The organism is Martelella sp. NC20 (assembly GCF_013459645.1).
Lineage (GTDB): Bacteria > Pseudomonadota > Alphaproteobacteria > Rhizobiales > Rhizobiaceae > Martelella.
Genome location: NZ_CP054862.1, coordinates 139,732 through 156,914 on the forward strand (window position 1 = coordinate 139,732; position 17,183 = coordinate 156,914).

At 61.6% G+C, this 17,183-nt stretch carries 18 protein-coding genes; 5 read left to right on the plus strand and 13 right to left on the minus strand.

Going from position 1 to position 17,183, the window contains the following annotated elements; genetic code table 11:
• Window position 1: 1 nt before the first annotated feature.
• The 8 genes from HQ843_RS27260 to HQ843_RS27295 all read right to left on the minus strand — a co-directional run bounded on the left by HQ843_RS27260 (window position 2) and on the right by HQ843_RS27295 (window position 6,629).
• Window positions 2-538: a TRAP transporter small permease gene (locus HQ843_RS27260; protein WP_180902629.1), complete on the minus strand. Its 537-nt coding sequence runs from the start codon at window positions 536-538 to the stop codon at window positions 2-4.
• Window positions 522-1,505, minus strand: coding sequence for a TRAP transporter substrate-binding protein DctP (gene dctP, locus HQ843_RS27265; RefSeq protein WP_180902628.1), 984 nt, complete (start codon window positions 1,503-1,505; stop codon window positions 522-524). The genes HQ843_RS27260 and dctP overlap by 17 nt, the downstream gene beginning before the upstream one ends.
• Window positions 1,506-1,581: 76 nt before the next feature.
• A complete protein-coding gene (locus HQ843_RS27270; RefSeq protein ID WP_180902627.1) occupies window positions 1,582-1,722 on the minus strand; it encodes a hypothetical protein in 141 nt (46 codons plus the stop codon).
• Between the two features lie 145 nt (window positions 1,723-1,867).
• A complete protein-coding gene (locus tag HQ843_RS27275; RefSeq protein ID WP_180902626.1) occupies window positions 1,868-3,388 on the minus strand; it encodes a tripartite tricarboxylate transporter permease in 1,521 nt (506 codons plus the stop codon).
• A gap of 7 nt (window positions 3,389-3,395) precedes the next feature.
• Window positions 3,396-3,857, minus strand: coding sequence for a tripartite tricarboxylate transporter TctB family protein (locus HQ843_RS27280; protein ID WP_180902625.1), 462 nt, complete (start codon window positions 3,855-3,857; stop codon window positions 3,396-3,398).
• 80 nt (window positions 3,858-3,937) lie between these two features.
• Window positions 3,938-4,891 carry a Bug family tripartite tricarboxylate transporter substrate binding protein gene (locus tag HQ843_RS27285; protein WP_180902624.1) on the minus strand — a complete coding sequence of 318 codons (954 nt, stop codon included), beginning with the start codon at window positions 4,889-4,891 and terminating at the stop codon, window positions 3,938-3,940.
• Window positions 4,892-4,935: 44 nt separating this feature from the next.
• Window positions 4,936-5,616 (minus strand): RraA family protein, encoded by a 681-nt coding sequence (locus HQ843_RS27290; RefSeq protein WP_180902623.1) that lies wholly within the window; start codon window positions 5,614-5,616, stop codon window positions 4,936-4,938.
• A 2-nt stretch (window positions 5,617-5,618) separates the two neighbouring features.
• A complete protein-coding gene (locus HQ843_RS27295; RefSeq protein ID WP_180902622.1) occupies window positions 5,619-6,629 on the minus strand; it encodes a hydroxyacid dehydrogenase in 1,011 nt (336 codons plus the stop codon).
• A 185-nt stretch (window positions 6,630-6,814) separates the two neighbouring features.
• Here HQ843_RS27295 and HQ843_RS27300 point away from each other — a divergent pair, with 185 nt between their 5' ends.
• A complete protein-coding gene (locus HQ843_RS27300) occupies window positions 6,815-7,708 on the plus strand; it encodes a LysR family transcriptional regulator (protein WP_180902621.1) in 894 nt (297 codons plus the stop codon).
• Window positions 7,709-7,999: 291 nt separating this feature from the next.
• Window positions 8,000-8,431, plus strand: a complete 432-nt coding sequence (locus HQ843_RS27305) for an IS5 family transposase (protein ID WP_256432967.1) — start codon at window positions 8,000-8,002, stop codon at window positions 8,429-8,431.
• Window positions 8,432-8,476: 45 nt separating this feature from the next.
• Here HQ843_RS27305 and HQ843_RS27310 read toward each other — a convergent pair whose 3' ends face one another.
• The 5 genes from HQ843_RS27310 to HQ843_RS27330 all read right to left on the minus strand — a co-directional run bounded on the left by HQ843_RS27310 (window position 8,477) and on the right by HQ843_RS27330 (window position 14,198).
• Window positions 8,477-9,478, minus strand: a complete 1,002-nt coding sequence (locus HQ843_RS27310) for an ABC transporter permease (protein WP_180902620.1) — start codon at window positions 9,476-9,478, stop codon at window positions 8,477-8,479.
• A gap of 12 nt (window positions 9,479-9,490) precedes the next feature.
• Window positions 9,491-10,987, minus strand: a complete 1,497-nt coding sequence (locus HQ843_RS27315; protein WP_180902619.1) for a sugar ABC transporter ATP-binding protein — start codon at window positions 10,985-10,987, stop codon at window positions 9,491-9,493.
• A gap of 102 nt (window positions 10,988-11,089) precedes the next feature.
• Window positions 11,090-12,037, minus strand: coding sequence for a sugar-binding protein (locus HQ843_RS27320; protein ID WP_180902618.1), 948 nt, complete (start codon window positions 12,035-12,037; stop codon window positions 11,090-11,092).
• Between the two features lie 140 nt (window positions 12,038-12,177).
• A complete protein-coding gene (locus HQ843_RS27325) occupies window positions 12,178-13,170 on the minus strand; it encodes a sugar-binding protein (protein ID WP_180902617.1) in 993 nt (330 codons plus the stop codon).
• Between the two features lie 44 nt (window positions 13,171-13,214).
• Window positions 13,215-14,198, minus strand: coding sequence for an NAD-dependent epimerase/dehydratase family protein (locus HQ843_RS27330; protein ID WP_180902616.1), 984 nt, complete (start codon window positions 14,196-14,198; stop codon window positions 13,215-13,217).
• Between the two features lie 149 nt (window positions 14,199-14,347).
• On the opposite strand from HQ843_RS27330, the gene HQ843_RS27335 reads away from it, so the two are divergent.
• Genes HQ843_RS27335 through HQ843_RS27345 form a run of 3 tightly spaced genes read left to right on the plus strand, consistent with a single transcriptional unit; the run spans window position 14,348 to window position 17,137 of the window.
• Window positions 14,348-15,088: an ATP-binding cassette domain-containing protein gene (locus tag HQ843_RS27335; RefSeq protein WP_180902615.1), complete on the plus strand. Its 741-nt coding sequence runs from the start codon at window positions 14,348-14,350 to the stop codon at window positions 15,086-15,088.
• Window positions 15,089-15,100: 12 nt separating this feature from the next.
• Complete coding sequence (locus HQ843_RS27340) at window positions 15,101-16,090, plus strand: ABC transporter permease (protein WP_180902614.1); 990 nt, start codon at window positions 15,101-15,103, stop codon at window positions 16,088-16,090.
• Between the two features lie 48 nt (window positions 16,091-16,138).
• Entirely contained in the window at window positions 16,139-17,137 is a 999-nt protein-coding gene (locus HQ843_RS27345; protein WP_246710468.1) for a LacI family DNA-binding transcriptional regulator, read from the plus strand.
• Window positions 17,138-17,183 lie beyond the last annotated feature (46 nt).

Here is a 17,183-nt window from a genome sequence, read left to right on the forward strand (position 1 = left end):
GTCAGTGTCTTTCTTCTGTTTTGCGGAAGGTCAGCAGGAACTGTTCGACGAGGAAGAAGCCGATGACGAGGAACCCCAACGGCGGCACGATCTGCGGAATCCACAGCGGCGTGCGCAGGACTGTGGGCGCAAACTTGCCACGGCTGAAGGACGACAACGTCAGGTCCTTGGTTTTCCAGGCCAGCGTCAGGCAAAGGGCCAGCGCCACCAGAATGAAGAGGCAGCGCAGCAGGGTCTGCGCCCGCCGGCCAAGCTGGTCGAACAGGAAGTGCACCCGGAACAGCGCCCCGTGCCGCAGCGCCAGCGCCGCGCCGAGGAAGGTCAACAGCACCACGCAATAGCCCGTCAGTTCCTCCGCAAAGCCGAGCGAGTAGTTGAAACCGCCCCGCAACAGCGCCTCGGTGCATACCATCACGACGAGGCCGGTCAGAACCAGCCCGGTCAGGGTCCGCGTCACCGCCTCGCCCATATCGAAGATGAGGCCGGCAGAAGCCAGCCTCGTGGTTTCGGCATCGTCTGGCCTATTTTCCGATTGCATCGCGCACGACCTTCAGGGCTTCGACATATTCGGGGCCATTCTCTTCCGCCCAGGCTTCCCAATAGGGGGCAAGCTTCTCGGTCGCCATCTCGATTTCGGCGGCAGAGGCGTCGGTCAGGGTCATGCCCGCTTCCGCCTGCGCCGCTATCTGCACCTTCTCATCCTCGCGGAAGTCCTCCGTGATGGCGGGGCCTTCCTCGGCGGCGATCTTGCTGAGAGTCGCCCGGGTTTCTTCCGGCAGCGCGTCGAAGGCATCGGCGTTGGCGATGATCATCGAGTTGCCGTAGTTCACCGGGAAGCGGTAGTTGTAGGGCAGGAACTCATGCCAGTTCTTGGCCCCGCCGGCACTCGCTGTCAGAACGCCCTCGATCACGCCGCGCTCTAGCGAGGTGGGCACTTCGCTGCCTGACAGGGTGATCGGCGCACCGCCGAACGCCTCGATGAACTTACCCTGCTCGGGAGAGGTCACGCGGATCTTGTGTCCCTTGAGATCGACAAGGCTGTTCACCGGGAAGGTGGTGAAGATCGTCTGCTCCGGATAGCGGTAGCCGCCCAAGAGCACGACATTCTGCTCGGCAAAGGCGTCGATGAGGGTCGGCTCCATGGCAGCATAGGCCTTGTCCCATTGCTCATCATTCTCGATCAGCATCGGTAGATTGAGGATCCGCGCGATCGGTACCGTGCCCGAGAAGAAGAAATCGGCGGCAAAGTCAATAATGCCGTCACCCACCGCTTGGGTGATGTCGGACGAAGCGATCTGAAGCGTCTTGCCCAGATGCAAGGTCATGGTCAGTTCGCCGTCGGTTTCCTCGCCGACACGCTCCGCGATGCGGTTCATGCCCTTCACTGCCGCAGTCGTAGAGACCGAGGAATAAGTGTAGGCCGTCCAGTCTTCGGCATGGGCGGCCAGCGGCAGTGCCAGGGACTGCGCCAGCACGGCGGCGCAAAGGGTTCTTGTCAGTTTCATCATGTTTCTCCTTGTTCGCCGGGGCCCTGCCCCGGGTTGGAACGGCTCGCGGTCGGGAATGACCGCGAGAGGGTTATCAATTCGAGATTTCGGGGGCGGTCGCTTCCTGCTCCCTGGTAACGGCTTCGAACGTGTCACCCGAGATAAAGGCGATAGGATTACCCTGTTCGGCCAGCGCGGGCCCCGAGAGCACCGCAAGGCGCAAGGTTTCTTTCATGACAATGTCCTCCCAGATTGTGTCGTGAACAGATTTCGGTCGATATCGTCGCTCCCGGCGACGGTCGGCCAGAGCATTGCTTTGTGCGGCAGTTCCGCGCCAGTTGCTCTGATCCGGACGGCAGGGAGTTTGCGGCAACCATGCCTCAGCCCTCCGTCCCGTCACCACCGTCCGCCGCACGGCGGGCCACGATCCGGCGCTTGATTATCGGGCCGATGACAACCGCGAGCGTCAGGGCGACGATCACAAGACTGGTGGTGTTCTGGAACAGCACCATCCAGTCGCCACGCCCGATTCTCAGCGCTAGGCGCAGGTTCTCTTCCGCAAATGCGCCCAGGATCAGGCCCAGCACCATTGGCGGCAGCGGAAATTTCATCTTGTCCATCAGCCATCCGATCACGCCGAAGCCGAGCATCAGGTAGACGTCGAACATGCGGCCATTGATCGAGTAAACGCCAATCAGCATCAGCACGATGATGATTGATCCGAGCAACGGACGCGGCAGGTTCAAGAGCCTTGCGAAACTGTTGGTCGCCAACGAACCGCCCAACAGGACCAGCAGGATGGCGCCGAACAGGAACTGCCACATGAAGCCGAAAACGACATCCGGATTGTCCCGGAACAGCATCGGCCCGGGCTGAAGCCCATGCACCAGCAGACCGCCCAGCATCACCGCGGCCACGGCGGTTCCCGGAATGCCAAGCGTCAGGGCCGGGATCAACGCCGAGGCGGTGTCGGCATTGTTGGCGGTCTCGGCGGCGGCAACGCCCTCGGGCTCGCCCTCACCCCAGCGTTCGGGGTGCTTCGAGGCGCGCCGCGCCTCGTTATAGGATATGAAGGCCGCCATGGAGCCGCCCGCGCCGGGCAGGATCCCGATCCAGATGCCGATCAGCGATCCACGCAGCCAGGTCTTCCAGAAATGCTTCATCCGCGGCAGCGCCTTCCAGATCGGCTGCGTACCGAGCTTGCTGCCTTCCACGCCATCCGTCTTCAGCGGCGTCTCCAGAAGATCGATCACCGGCGGCAGCGCGTAGAGGCCGACAAGCAGGATCACGATTCTGATCCCGTCCAGGAGCTCGAGCTGGCCGAAGGTGAAACGGTCATCGCCATAGATCGGATCGGAACCCACCACCGAGATGAACACCCCGAAGCAAGCGCTGATCAGCCCCTTTACCGGATTGCCGCCCAGCAGAAAGATGATCGAGGCCAGTCCGAAGACAGCGACCCAGAACACCTCGGCGGGACCGAATAGCAGCGTCACCTTGGAAAGCGGCGGCGCCAGCAGCATCAGCGCGAAGGCGGACGCGATGCCGCCGATGGACGAGGACACGACCGCCACCTGCAGCGCAAAGCCCCCCTCGCCCTTCTGGGCCATCGGGTAACCGTCAAAGGTGGTGGCGACGGCGGCCGGCGTGCCGGGAATGCGCAGCAGCACCGCCGGGATCGCGCCGCCATACATCGCGCCGTTGTAGATGCCGGCCATCAGGCCAAGTGCCACCAGCGGATCGAGCCCGAAGGTGAAGGGCACCAGAACCGAAATCGCCATCGTTGCCGACAGGCCCGGCATGGCGCCCACGACGATGCCCGACAGGACGCCGATGACGACGGCGACGAAATTCGTAAATCCCACAACCTCGGGAAGGGCATTGAGAAGATCGGAATACATCGTGACCTCAGTTCTGCCAAAGGCGTCCGACGGGGAAGCCCTGGGACATCCCGAAATCAAAGATCAGCCAGATGGCCCCGACGACAATGACCGTGGCGGCAAGCAGGCCGAGCCAGTTTCTGAACCCGAATACCCAGGCGACCAGCGGGATGACGACGATCGTGCTCGGATAAAAGCCGACAAAGTCGCATCCGAGCGCATAGGCGAGGATCAGGCAGAAGGCCCCGATGACGCGGCGCCACGATTTGGCGATAGTCTCGGCGGCTTCTCCCTGCGCGGCATGACGCTGATCGCCAATCAAGAGCAGGATCGACAATACGATCAGGCCCACCAGCATGGCGGCGGGCAGCAGGGCGGAGATCGGACGCAGATCAGCCGTGGGAAAGAGAAAAGCGGCAGCCGCGATGATGATGCCGATGGCCGTCAACGTCTCGGGTCGGAGCAGGCGGCTCTTGCGGTCGTCTGGCATGGACAGTTTCCCTCAGGGGCTTGACGAATTGGGAAGCAGGTCAGGCGACGCATCGATCGACGCGCCGCCAGCATGGAACATCAGTTCCAGGGCGTTTCCTGCCAGACGCCGTTCGCCAAATCATAGAGTTCGGACGTCAGTTGCTTGAATTCATCGCCGGTGACGATCTCGACCGGGTTCGCGGTCGCCTTCATGGCAGCAAGGAACTCGGGATCATTAGCCATCTGTTCAAAGGCCCCATCCAGCTTGGCGGAGACATCATCCGGCAGGCCGGCAGGCGCCACGAAGCCGCGCATCGAACCATTCACGAGGTCGACGCCCTGTTCCTTCAGCGTCGGAAGGTCCGGCGCGAAGTCGGAACGCTCCTCGGTCGCAACGCCCAGCACGTTCAGCTCGTCCTGGAAGCTCGCCACTTCGGAGATGTTGAGGATGCCCATCGCGACGTGGCCGCCCATCAGCGCGGTGCGCGCCGGCGCGGAACCCTTGAAGGGAACGATGGTGAACTCGGCCTCGGTCAGTCCTTCGAGCTTGATCAGCGCGAAGTGATCGTCGCCGCCGAGGCTGGACATCCCGACGGTCACCGCGCCCGGATCCTTCTTCGCCGCCGCGATCAGCTTGTCGAGCGTGTCGAAGCCGCTGCCCTTCGCGGTGACGATCACGTTGGGATCGTTCACGACATTGGCGAGATAGGTAAAGCTGTCCCGGTCATACCCGGCTTCCCGGTCGATGGTGCGCGCCATCATGCCCGGCAGGTTGAACGTGCCGATGGTGTAGCCATCGGGATCTGCTTCGGCGACCTCTGTGACGCCGATTTGGCCGGAAGCGCCCGGCACATTCTTCACCACCAGGCTTGCACCGTCACCGAGATATTTCTCGATGAAGGGGGCCGCGGTACGCGCCATCACATCAGTGCCGCCTCCGGCGGAAAAGCCGACAATCACCTCGATCGGCTTTCCCGGGTATTCGGCGAGCGCAGCGCCAGCCGTCAGGATCATCGCGCCGGTCAGCGCAGTGGTACGGATCAATTTCAGCATGGTTCTCTCCTCCTTGACATGCTCATTGGTCGTCTTGCCGCGGATCAGTCCGCGGGGAATTCGCAGCCCAGCCTCCTCAGCGCAGCATCGACCCAGCTGCGGTCGTTGGCGCCCTCGGCAATGGCCTTCATCTGATTGATCTCGGCATCGGATTTGGCCTGGGTCTTCTTCAGAACCTCTTCCGCATCGGAAAGTGGAACGCAGTGCACGCCGTCGCTGTCGCCGATGATGATGTCGCCGGGGCGGATCACCATGCCGCCAATGCTGATCGGAACGTTGATCTCCCCTGGACCGTCCTTGTAAGGGCCGCGATGGCTGACGCCCGCGGCGAAGGTCGGCAGATTGGTCTTGACGAAAGCGTCAAGGTCACGGATCGCCGCGTTCAGCACGAAGCCGGCAACACCCTTGCGGACGGCGTAGGCCAGCATCAGCTCACCCATGAGGGCGTTCGAAAGGTCGCCGCCGCCGTCGACAACGATCACGTCGCCCGGGACGGCCATGTCGATTGCCTTGTGCAGCATCAGGTTGTCGCCCGGCCGCGCCTTCACGGTCAGGGCAACGCCGGCGAGGTTCCCGGAAGCATGCATAGGCCGCAGAGTGGCCCCGGCCGCGGTCATCCGTGACATGCTGTCGGAAACATTGGCGACGGGAAGCTTGGCGAAGGCATCGACAAGCTCTTTCGAGGCAACCTGGTTACGGTTAAGGATTCGAAAGCCGGCAGGCATTGTTATTTCTCCATGCTAGTGAGGTGTGCCGACGGAGCGGCAAGGAATGCGCGGTTGACGATCCGCTCGGGAGCGACCGGGTGACCGTCAAGGATTTCGAAGATTCCGCGTAGCGCATCCGTGCCGACGCGCGCATTGGCCTGAGCGGTAACGCCGCCGATATGCGGGGTCATGACGATATTGGGTTGAGAGAAGAAGATATGATCCGGCCCCGGCGGCTCGGATGCAAAGGTATCGAGGCCGGCGCCCGCGATGTGGCCGGAGACCACAGCCTCCAGCAGCGCTGGCTCGTCGACCAGCCCGCCGCGCGCGGTATTGATGACGTATGAGCCGTTGGGCATCAGCGCCAGCGCCTCGGCATTGACGATATTGCGCGTCCCCTCGGTCAACGGGCTGTGCAGCGACAACACCTGCGACCCGGAAAACAGCTCCTGCGGTGTCGCGCAGCGGCGCGCGCCCACAGCCTCGAAGGCACTGTCGGGTGCATAGGGATCATAGGCGATCAGCTTCATGCCCAGCCCCTTGGCCATGACGCCGGTCGCACGGGCGATCGCGCCGATACCCATCAGGCCCATCGTGCCGCCGTTGAGCTCCCGCCCCTGAAAGCCGGGCTTTTCCCAGCGGCCTTCGCGCAGGCTCCGGTCCAACGACAGGATACGCTTGGAGACGGTCAGCAACAGGGCGATGGCATGTTCGGCCACCGAAACCGCGTTGGCGCCCGTGGCGACCAGCACCGGAATGCCGCGCTCAGCCGCCGCGACGATATCGATGTTGTCGACGCCCACGCCATGCTTCGAGATCACCCGAAGCTGCGGGGCCGCCTCGATGACGGAGGCATCGATGCGACCCATGCGCGAAACAATTCCGACGGCCCCGGTCTTCGCCATATAGTCCGAAATCACCGCAGAATCGGAATAGGCGGGCGTGTGCACCAACTCGTAGCCATGGCTGGTCGCCAGCGCCTTTGCCTCTGCGGCCAGGTCGGGACCGGTTACAAGTATCGTCTTGCTCATCGCGCACGTCTCCATGAACGTTCCGAGGCTGGCGGAACGCGCTCAACTATTGTGATTTCTTTGGACCCCGGACCGGCCTCCCAGTCGTTCGCGGGTCATGTCCTCCGCTACGAGACGTAATGGAAAGAATGACTTCACAAAAGCGATTAATTCTTGTTATTAGATTTAGAAAAATTGGATTTTACATGGACACGCGTCAATTAAAGACCCTTATCTCCATCCACAGCCAAGGCACCTTCGCCCGTGCTGCGGACGAAGTCGGCCTCACACCCTCGGCTATCAGCCAGCAAATCCACGCCCTGGAGCAGGAGCTGAACGTGGTGATTTTCGACCGTGCGAGCCGGCCGCCGAAATTCACGTCACAGGGGATGCAGGTCCTTGATATGGCAAAAGATATCCTCCAGCGCGAGGAGGATGCCAAGGCGGTGTTGCGGGGTAGTCAGATCGCCGGCACCCTTCTGCTTGGCTCAGTCCGATCAAGCGCGCTGAACCTGCTGCCGCGGGCCCTGTTGCGAATGCGGGATGAATATCCGCAGCTCAAGATCAACCTGCGCGTCTCGCTCTCTGCGCCGATGATCACCGATGTCGCCTCGGGCCGTCTCGACGCTGCCATGGTTGCCGAGCACATCGGATTCCCACACGCCCTGCGGTGGTCTCCTTTCCTCAAGGAACCTCTTTGGTTGATCGCTCCATCCGGAACAGTAAGCCATGACCCCATTCATCTTCTGAATACCCAGCCCTATGTCCGTTTCCACAGCCCGGTTCCGCTGGCAAACCTCATCGACACCGAACTGTCCCGCCTCGGCGTCGTCACGCAGGATATCGCCCATATCGACACGATCGGTTCGATCGTGACCTGTGTTCGCCAAGGTCTTGGCATCTCGGTCGTACCCCATGTCGCATTGCAGGAGCCCGGGAACATGGAAATCGAGAAAATCCCCTTCGGCACCCCCCAGGTCACACGCCAGATCGGCCTTGTCGACCGCGTCAGTTCTCCGAGAAGGGAACTGACGCGCGCTCTGCACGGCGTCCTCGTCGATCTCTGCGGCCCCTATGGCGTGCGCTCCGAGGAGGAATGATCATGATGGGATGGCCGTTCTGATGAGCTGGCATGATCCACAGACCCGTGGACGTGGCCTGTTGTTTCCGTCCTCATTGAAAAGGCGGTTAGGAGGAGAGCCGATCGCAACGCCTTACCATTTACATCCGAGCGTGGCCCTTACGGTTCGTCGTGCGCCATATTGGCAGAACTTGGTGCTGGCGCACTGACCGACATAGATCTTGTCAAACAGATTGTTCGCGTTGACGGGGTCGTTTCCGGCTGGGGGCGGAATGACACCCTCTCATGGCCGTCATGGTGGTAAGGTCGCATAAAGCCGGAACCGACCCCGTCAGCAGGACGGCATCGCGGCGGCCTGAGCACCAAAATCCACATGGCGGTGCGTGGTCTCGGTTGCCCGGTCCGCTTCACACTGACCGCAGGCCAAAAGGGCGATGCGCCACAAGCCGATGCCCTGATCGAGGGCGTGCCTGCCGATATCGTCATGGCCGACACCGCCTATGACAGCGATCGCCTACGCGATGCCATCGCGGACAAAGGCGCTGTGGCGGTGATTCCTAACAATCCCTCCCGTGCCCGGAAATACCCACTCGACAAGGACCTTTATGCCCAGCGCCACCTCATCGAATGCTGCTTCTCCAAGCTCAAGCATTTCCGCAGGGTCGAAACGCGCTTCGAGAAGACCGCACAAAACTATCTTGCCGTCGTCACAATCGCAGCTATCGTCCTATGGATCAGGTAGGTGTCCACACGACCTAGCGCGGAAGCGATAAAGGGCGATAAAGGGCTAGCACAGAGGCGTCTTCGCTGCTTTTTCGACAAGAGAAATTGCCGCCCGATGCCGGCGCCGTTCGCGGTAGGCCGTGAACTGGGTGTCGGCGATCACGCCGGCCAGAATGACGCTGCCCATCACCGCGAAGTTCAGGGATGACGGGATGCCGAGAAGGTTGACCAGGTTCTGGAGGATCTGAAGCAGGATGACGCCGAGGACCACGCCGATGATCGAGCCCTCGCCGCCGCGCAGCGAGAACCCGCCGAGCACGGCTGCCGCGATACCGTAGAGCTCATAGAAATTGCCGTGCGAAGCCGGCTGCACGGACCTTGTATACATGGCGAAGAAAACGGCGGAGAGGCCGGTCAAGAGCATGCAGAGCACATAGGCAGAGACAATCACGCGCCGCGTGTTGATACCGGAATAGCGGGCCGCCTCCTCGTTCTTGCCGACCGCGAAAAGATGCCGGCCGAATACCGTGCGATGCAGCACGAACCAGGCGATCACGGCGACAATGGCGAAGGCGATGACGGAGTGCGGGACGCCGAAACTGCGCCCGGCGACGAGATATTCGAGCGCCGGGAAGTCGCTCCCGAAACTGAAGCCGGCCGTGCCGTCGCGCGTGTAGAAACGGGCAATCCCGCGATAGATCAGCAGACCGCAAAGCGTTACGACGAAAGGCTGGAGCTTCAGCCTGGTCACCAGCAGGCCGTGCAGCAATCCGATGAAAACAGCCAGAACCAGAACAATCAGAAGGGCAACCGGCCATGCCACGCCGTGCATTGCGATCAGGTCGATAAAGATGACGCCCAGAAGCGCTATGACGGAGCCAACCGAAAGCTCGATCCCTCCGGTCACGATGACAAAGGCTTCGGCAATCGAGAACAGCCCGAAAAGCCCGATCAGGTTGGCCGTGTTGGCGAGGTTGATCGGCGACAGGAAGCGCGGATTGACCAGCGCCACAATCGCCCCGACGCAGACAACCAGAACCGCCAGCCCCAGATCTTTTCTATGCATTGTCATGACCTTCTATCCGACAGCAAGCCGCAGGATGTTCTCCTCCGACAGTTCCTCATGTTCTAAAATTCCGGCGATGCCGCCACGGCTCATCACGGCAACGCGGCTGGAGACGCCGATCACCTCCTCCATGTCCGACGAGATCATCAGCAGCGCGGCGCCCTCCGCGGCGAGTTCGCGCATCAGGCGATAGACCTCGGCTTTTGCGCCGACATCGATCCCCCGCGTCGGCTCGTCGAGAATGACGACCTTCGGGCGGGTGGCAAGCCATTTCGCGAGCACGATCTTCTGCTGATTGCCGCCCGAGAGCTCGCCGGCGGGCCGGTCAAGCCGACTGGCCTTGATGCCGAGTTTTTGGCGCGCGTCGACGGCAAGGACATGCTCTGCCTGCCTGTCGACAAAACCGTGTCGCGACAGCATGCCGAGGCTGGGCATTGCAATATTCCGGGCGATCGCGAAGTCGAGAAAGAGCCCTTCGGACTTGCGGTCCTCCGGCACGAGACATATCCCGGCCCTGATCGCGCCCGGCACGGAGCCCGCCACGACCTGTTTTCCCTCAACCGTAACAACCCCAGCCTCAATCGGATCGATGCCGAACATGGCGCGGGCAAGCTCGGAGCGCCCCGCGCCCACAAGTCCCGCAAGGCCGAGGATTTCGCCGCCGTGCAGTACAAGGTCGACGCTCTCGTGCGGATAGGCGGCTGTCCTCAGCCCCCGCGCTTCGAGCACGACCTCGCCGCGGTTTTGATCGGGCTTTTCGTAGAACTCGGAAACCGGCCGGCCGATCATCAGGCGCACCATGGCCTCCTTTGCGATCTCCGCTCCGCACAGATCTCCGGCGTTCCGGCCGTCACGCAGGCCGACGACGCGATCGGCGACGTCCTCCACCTCGCTCAGACGGTGGGTAATGAACAGCACGGCGACGCCGTCATCGCGCAGAAGACGGATCACCTTCAGCAGGCGTTGCGTCTCCGACAGGGTCAGGCTCGATGTCGGTTCATCGAGGATCAGCAGCCTGACATTGGTCGACAGCGCCCGTGCGATTTCCAGCAATTGCTGATCGGCGAGCGAGAGTTCTGCGGCCGGATCGGAAGGGCCGAACCGCGTGCCGAGCATATCAAGCAGCGGCCGGACGCGGTCTTCCATCGCCTTGCGGTCGATGAAAATGCCCCTGCGGATTTCCCGCCCCAGCATGACATTGGCGGTGACATCGAGATTGGAAAACAGGTTCAGCTCCTGGTGCACGAAAGCAATGCCATGGGTCAGCGCGCGCGCGGCGGTAAGGTTTGCCATGCTGACGCCGTCAATGATGATCTCGCCTTTATCCGGCCGGATCGCGCCGCCGAGCACCTTCATCAGCGTTGATTTCCCGGCGCCGTTTTCGCCGATCAGTCCGACCACCTCGCCGCCCCTTATGTTCAGGGATACGTCGTTGAGGGCAATGACGCTGGAATAGACCTTGGTGATGCCGGCCAGCCGCAGGGAAATGGGGTTTTGGATCCTTGCCATGCGTTTCCTCAAACAATTCTCCGGGCCCGTGCGGGCCGGGCAACCCGCACGGGCGGGAAATGCGATGGCGATTGGAGATCCGCCGCATTTCCCGAGTGTGTTCTAGCCGTTGATCCGCTTCTTGAGCTCGGCCTCGAAGGCATCGACATTGGTCTTGTCGATGATCCTGGTCGGAACGATGATCAGCCCGTCCGACGGGATCTCCGACTTGTCGCCTTCGAGATAGGCAGCCATCAGCTTCATGCCCTGATACCCCCACTGATAGGGATCCTGGACGACGGTGCCGGCAAACGCGCCTTCCCGGACGGCCCCGAGCGTGATCGGGTCCTCATCGAAGGCGATGACAGTGATGTCGCCCAGCTTCCCGGCCGCCTGGAGCGCTTCGTAGATTTTTGGCGGATTGTAGGAGTAAAAACCCACCATGCAGTTGATGTCGGGGCTGGCGGCGAGAACGTCATCGACATTCGAGCGGGCGCGGGCGAAATCGACGTCATCGCCGCGCACATCCACCAGTTCTATGCCCTTGCCTTCGACGGCCTCACGGAAACCGGCAATGCGTTCCCTGGCATTGTCCGCGCCGAGAAAGCCGACGAAGCCCATGCATTTGCCGCCGCCCGGCATGGCGCCGACGGCGATTTCGCCGGCCTGGACGCCGGCAGCCGTGTTCGAGGAACCGAGATAGGCGATGCGGTTGGATTGCGGCGCGTCGCTGTCGGTGGTGAACAGCGGAACCTGCGCCGCGATGCGGTTGAAAGCATCGATCGAGTTTTTCGGATCGGCCGACGAGATCATGATCGCGTCGGTACCGGCGGCAACCAGATCGTCCATCAGGGCGTTCTGCAGGGCGGCGGTGCCCTGCGCCGGATAGCGGAACTGCAGCTCATAACCCGGAAGCTCGGCCTGCGCCGCGTTGACGCCCGCCTCGGCCAGCTTCCAGAAATCCGACGCGGCATTGACGACGAAGGCAAGCGCCGGTTTGTCGTCGGCCATTGCGGTGGTTGCGGCTACAGCGAAGCCCGCTGCAGCCAGGATCACGGATGTCGTTTTCATGATGTCCTCCCGCGACCCTCACCTCTCGGATCGCTCTCATCAGGTTGAAGATGGCGTTCGGGAGCGCAAACCAGAGCGCTGCCGGACGAAGATGCCGGTGGCGGACGGCTGCGCGGAAAGCAGACCGCCCGCCCCGGGTCTCAGTTGTTCTCGCAGAAGCCGGGGGCGGCGGCGGTGCAGACGTCGAGCCCGGTGAACAACGGGTCATCGACCTTTTCGCCGTTGATCAACTGGATCATGACGTCGGGCGCGCGATAGCCCATCTCGAAGGGACGCTGACCAACCTGCACATGGCTGCGGCCTTCGCGGAAGGCCTTGGTCTGCGGCGGCAGCGTGTCGCCGGCAATGATGATCAGGTCCTTGGATTTCAGCCTGTCCATCACCTGGTCCGTCACCTGGGTATAGGCCTGCGGGGCAAATTGCGCCCAGCCGCCGATCAGGATGAAGGCATCGAGATCCGGATTGGCGGTGAACACGTCCGACATCTGCTGGTTGGCGAGGTCCGCCTGGTCGTTGGTGAACACCGGACAACCCTCGATCTCGGTCCAGCCATTCTGTCCGGAGAGCCGGTCGACATTCTTGGTCCCGGCAATGGTATCGCGGAAGCCCTGGGCGCGGGCATTGATGTTGTCGGCCGCGACATTGCCGAGCTGCAGGCAGACCGTTCCGCCATCGGCGCGGAGTTTTTTGGCCTCCTCCGCCATCTTGACGCCCATCAGGTAGTTGTCGGTGCCGAGATAGGTCGAGCGCAGATCGCGATCCTGCTCGAGGAAATCGGCATCGATGGTCATGACCGGCACGTCCGGCGCAATCTGGCGGATGCGGTTGGCCATGGCGGGTGCGTTCGATGGCGAAATCGCAATGGCCGCAACGCCACGGGTCAGCAGATCATCGACGATCTGCACTTCCCCGGCCTCGTCCGAAGACGAGGCGGGCCCGGTGTAGAGGCACTCGAATTCGCTGTCCTTGTTTTCCGAAAGCCACTTCTTGCAGCCGAGATTGATCTGCTCGAAGAACGGGTTGTCGAGCCCCTTGACCACGATCGCCAGCGTCTTCTTGTCCTCAGCCCCAGCCTGACCGGCAAGAAGCATGGCCGCCGACAGGGCGGTTATTGCCAGATACTTGATTTTCATTGCAGTTCTCCTCCTCTTTGCAATCGCCGGCAAAGGCTCCTTCCTCAGCCGGGATACCAGACAATGCGCGGGTCGTTTTCGCCGCGCCTGTAGTTCCATGCACGTTCGACGAGTTCCTCAAGACCGATCATCGGCCTCCAGCCCAGCACCTTGCGGGCCTTGGCATTGTCCAGCCAGTTGCTGTGAAACGGCGTTGCTATATCCGCCCGCTGCACCTGCCGGCTGGTTTCGAGCAGCGCCGACACTTCCCCGTAATCGACCGGGTCGTTCATCGCGATGTTGAACAGCTCGCCATAGGCATCGGGGTTGTCGAGCGACAGCAGGATCGCCCCGACAAGATCATCGACGTGAATAAAGTTGCGCTTCAGAAAACCGCCGCTTGGGTCCCGCATGGCGGGGAAAAATCCGCCTTGGCGAAGTCTTTCGAGCGTCGTCTCATCAACGAGCGTTTCCCATGGCGGGCCGCCAAACTGGGTGTCGTCCAGTTCGAAGGCGTATCTGAAATCATCCTTTTCCATGATCCAGGGCGCGCGCAATATCGTGTAGTGAAGGCCATACTGGATGCCGAATTGTTCCAGCATCACCTCTTCCATCACCTTCGTCAGCCCATAGATGCCCGGATAGGCCCGTCGGGGAGACGCTTCGGTTATCGGTGCGGCGTAGTCCTGAAAAATATGACCGACGACGCAATCGCCGCTGAGCAGCATGAACTGGCGGCCGACCTGCGAACGACGGAACCGATCCAGCAGCAGATAAAGCCCCTTGAGCGCGACATCGATGGCGAGGTCGGGCGATTCCTTTACGGCTGCCAGATGAAGCACATGGCTGACACCCTCAAGCGACCGTTCAACAATGCGTTCATCTGCCATAGAGCCGCGGATCACGGTGACCCGGCGATCGTCTGTCTCGATTACCCGGTTGTTGCAAAGCGCGACCACCTCCCACTCCGAGAAGCGCTGCTCGTTTAGAAAAGCGGGAAGAAACGCCTGCCCCACTTTTCCAGCCGCACCGGTCACCAGCAGCTTCATCCGCAACCCCCTCGATATTTCCTTGTGTCCGGTGAGATAATTATTTACTAATAATATTAAGTCAAGTTATTATTGATTTTAGTTATAACGCTGGAGGCGGGTGAGCTTCAGGCTCTCCTGATGGGCGCTGAACAAGAGGGAGGGGATTTGTGTCGAGACTTGTCTTGTCGGGAATATCGAAAAACTACGGGGCCATTCAGGCTCTGTCTTCCGTGTCGCTGGAGCTGGAGCCGGGAGAAGTGCTGGGGCTGATGGGCGACAACGGCGCCGGTAAAAGCACGCTTGTGAAGATCATCGCCGGCAACTTCCCGCCTTCGGCCGGCGCAATGCACATCGACGGACAGTCCGTCGTCTTCCATAAGCCGCGAGACGCACAGAGGGAGGGAATCGAGGCGGTCTATCAGGACCTCGCGCTCTGCGATAACCTGTCGGCCGCATCGAACGTCTTTCTCGGCCGCGAAGCCATGCGCGGCGTCGGGCTCCTGAAATATCTCAACTATCGCCAGATGAACGAGATCGCGGCCGATCTTTTCCGGCAACTCAAGTCGGAAACCCATCCGCGCGATCTCGTCAGGAAGATGTCGGGCGGTCAGCGCCAGGCGGTCGCGATCGCGCGGACCCTGTTGTCAAAGCCGAAGATCGTGATGATGGACGAGCCGACGGCGGCCATATCGGTCCGTCAGGTCAAGGAGGTCCTGGACCTGATCCTCCGGCTCAGGGACCAGGGCATCAGCGTCATCCTCATCAGTCACCGCATGCCGGATGTCTTCGGGGTCGCAGACAGGATCGCGGTGTTGCGGCGGGGCGAACTGGTCGCCAGCAAGCCTGCGGCGCAATCCTCTCCCGAAGAAGTGACCGGTCTCATCACCGGCGCGATCGAAACGGCATAGAAAGGCAGACCGATGACCACAATCGACCACGTGATATCAAGAAGCCAGCACCGCAACTGGGTGTCGAAGATCGCGACCCAGCAACTGTTCTGGGTGTTCATCGCCGCAATCGCCGCTTGCCTGGCGCTGAGCGTGCTCACCGATACCTTCGCCAGCGAAAGAAATCTCTTCAACGTCGCCCGCAACTTCGCCTTTGTCGGCATCATCGCGATTGGCATGACGATCGTGATCGCGTCGGGCGGCATCGACCTGTCGGTGGGCTCGTCCGTGGTGCTGAGCGCCATGGTGATCAGCGTGCTGATGGCCGGCGGCATGTCGTTCTGGCTGGCAGCGCCGATGGCATTGAGTGCCGCCCTTCTGGTGGGGCTCGTGAACGGCGTGCTGATCGCCTATGGCGGCATGCCGCCCTTCGTGATCACGCTTGGCACGCTGTCTGCCGCCCGGTCTCTGGCCATGGTTCTCTCGGACAACAAGATGATCTGGGAGTTCGGGCCCGATCATGACCTGCTGCTGTGGGTTGGCGGCGGTTCCACGCTTGGTATTCCGCATCCGCTCTACGCGCTCGCGTTCCTCGCCATTCTCATGTCTCTGGTGCTGAAATGGACCCGTTGGGGGCAGCATGTCTATGCCATCGGCAGCAATGAGAATGCGGTTCGCCTGACCGGCATTCCGGTCAAGCGCCTGAAGGTCAGTATCTATATGTTTTCCGCCTTCACCGCGGGGATCACCGGCATCCTCATGGCCGGATGGCTCGGCAGCGTGACGACCAATCTCGGTCAGGCGCTCGAACTGACCGTGATTGCCGCGGCCGTGATCGGCGGCGCCAATCTCGCCGGCGGCGAAGGCACGGCAGTCGGCGCCGTCGTCGGCGCGCTCTTGATCGAGGTCATTCGCAACTCCCTGATCCTTCTCGGTATCTCGACATTCTGGCAAGGAATGTTCATAGGTACATTCATAATTATTGCGGTGGCATTCGACCGAATCAGGCATTTCAGATCATGACGCCTGCAGGTCAAACGGATGACAGCGCCGTTCGTCATGGAGAATGCATTGAAACCGACAATGATGGATGTCGCGGCGCGCGCCGGCGTTTCTCAGGCCACAGTCTCCCTCATTCTCAATGGCAGTTCCGGCGCCCGCTTCAGCGAAGCTACCCGCAAAAGGGTGTTCGATGCGGCTGAGGCGCTGGGCTACCGCCTGTCAAACAAATCGTCTCCGGCCAGCCATGGCGGGACGAAAGTCATTGTCTTCATCGTCGACGAGCTCACGACCGACCCATGGATGGCACTCGCCTTTGAAGGCGCCCGCGAGAAGGCTCTGGAGCTTGGAATCCTCGTCACGCTCGGGGTGTTCCGCAAGGGCGAGGACCCGGACGAGGGGGTGTTTTCCATCTGCGAAAGTCAGACGCTGGTGGGATATATCTTCGGCACGATCCTGACCCGCAAGATCGACCCGCCGCAGGCGCTTCTCGATACCCCGTCCGTGCTCGTCAACTGCTACGACCAGCAACGCAGGCTGCCCTCGATCGTGCCCGGCGACGTGGCGGGAGGACGTGCGGCGACCGAACGGCTTATCGCGGGCGGCCGCAAGCGCATCGCGCTCATCAACGGCCAGGAGGGCCTGGACAACCCCCGCGACCGCCTGCGCGGCTACAAGCAGGCGCTTGCGAGCAACGATCTCGCCTATGACCCGAAGCTTGTTCACTACGGTAACTGGGAACCCTCGTCCGGCTATGAAAAGACCCATGAACTGATGAAGCTTGCCGGCCCACCCGACGGCATTTTCTGCGCCAATGACCTGATGGCGATCGGTTGTCTGGAGGCGCTCAAGGAACTCGGAAAGTCGATTCCCGACGACGTCGCCGTCGTCGGCTTCGACAACCGCGATATTGCGCAGTTCACTCGGCCGCCGCTCACGACCTTCCATCTCCCGATGCTTGCGATGGGTACGATGGCAGTTGAACTGCTGGATGACATCACGGGCGGTCTGACCAGCACGCATGACCAGCTCAAGGTCGAGTGCCCGCTGATCGAGCGTGTTTCAGGCTAGTTGTTTGATCCCGAGATTTGATGGTGCGATCTTTTCCATGGCATGG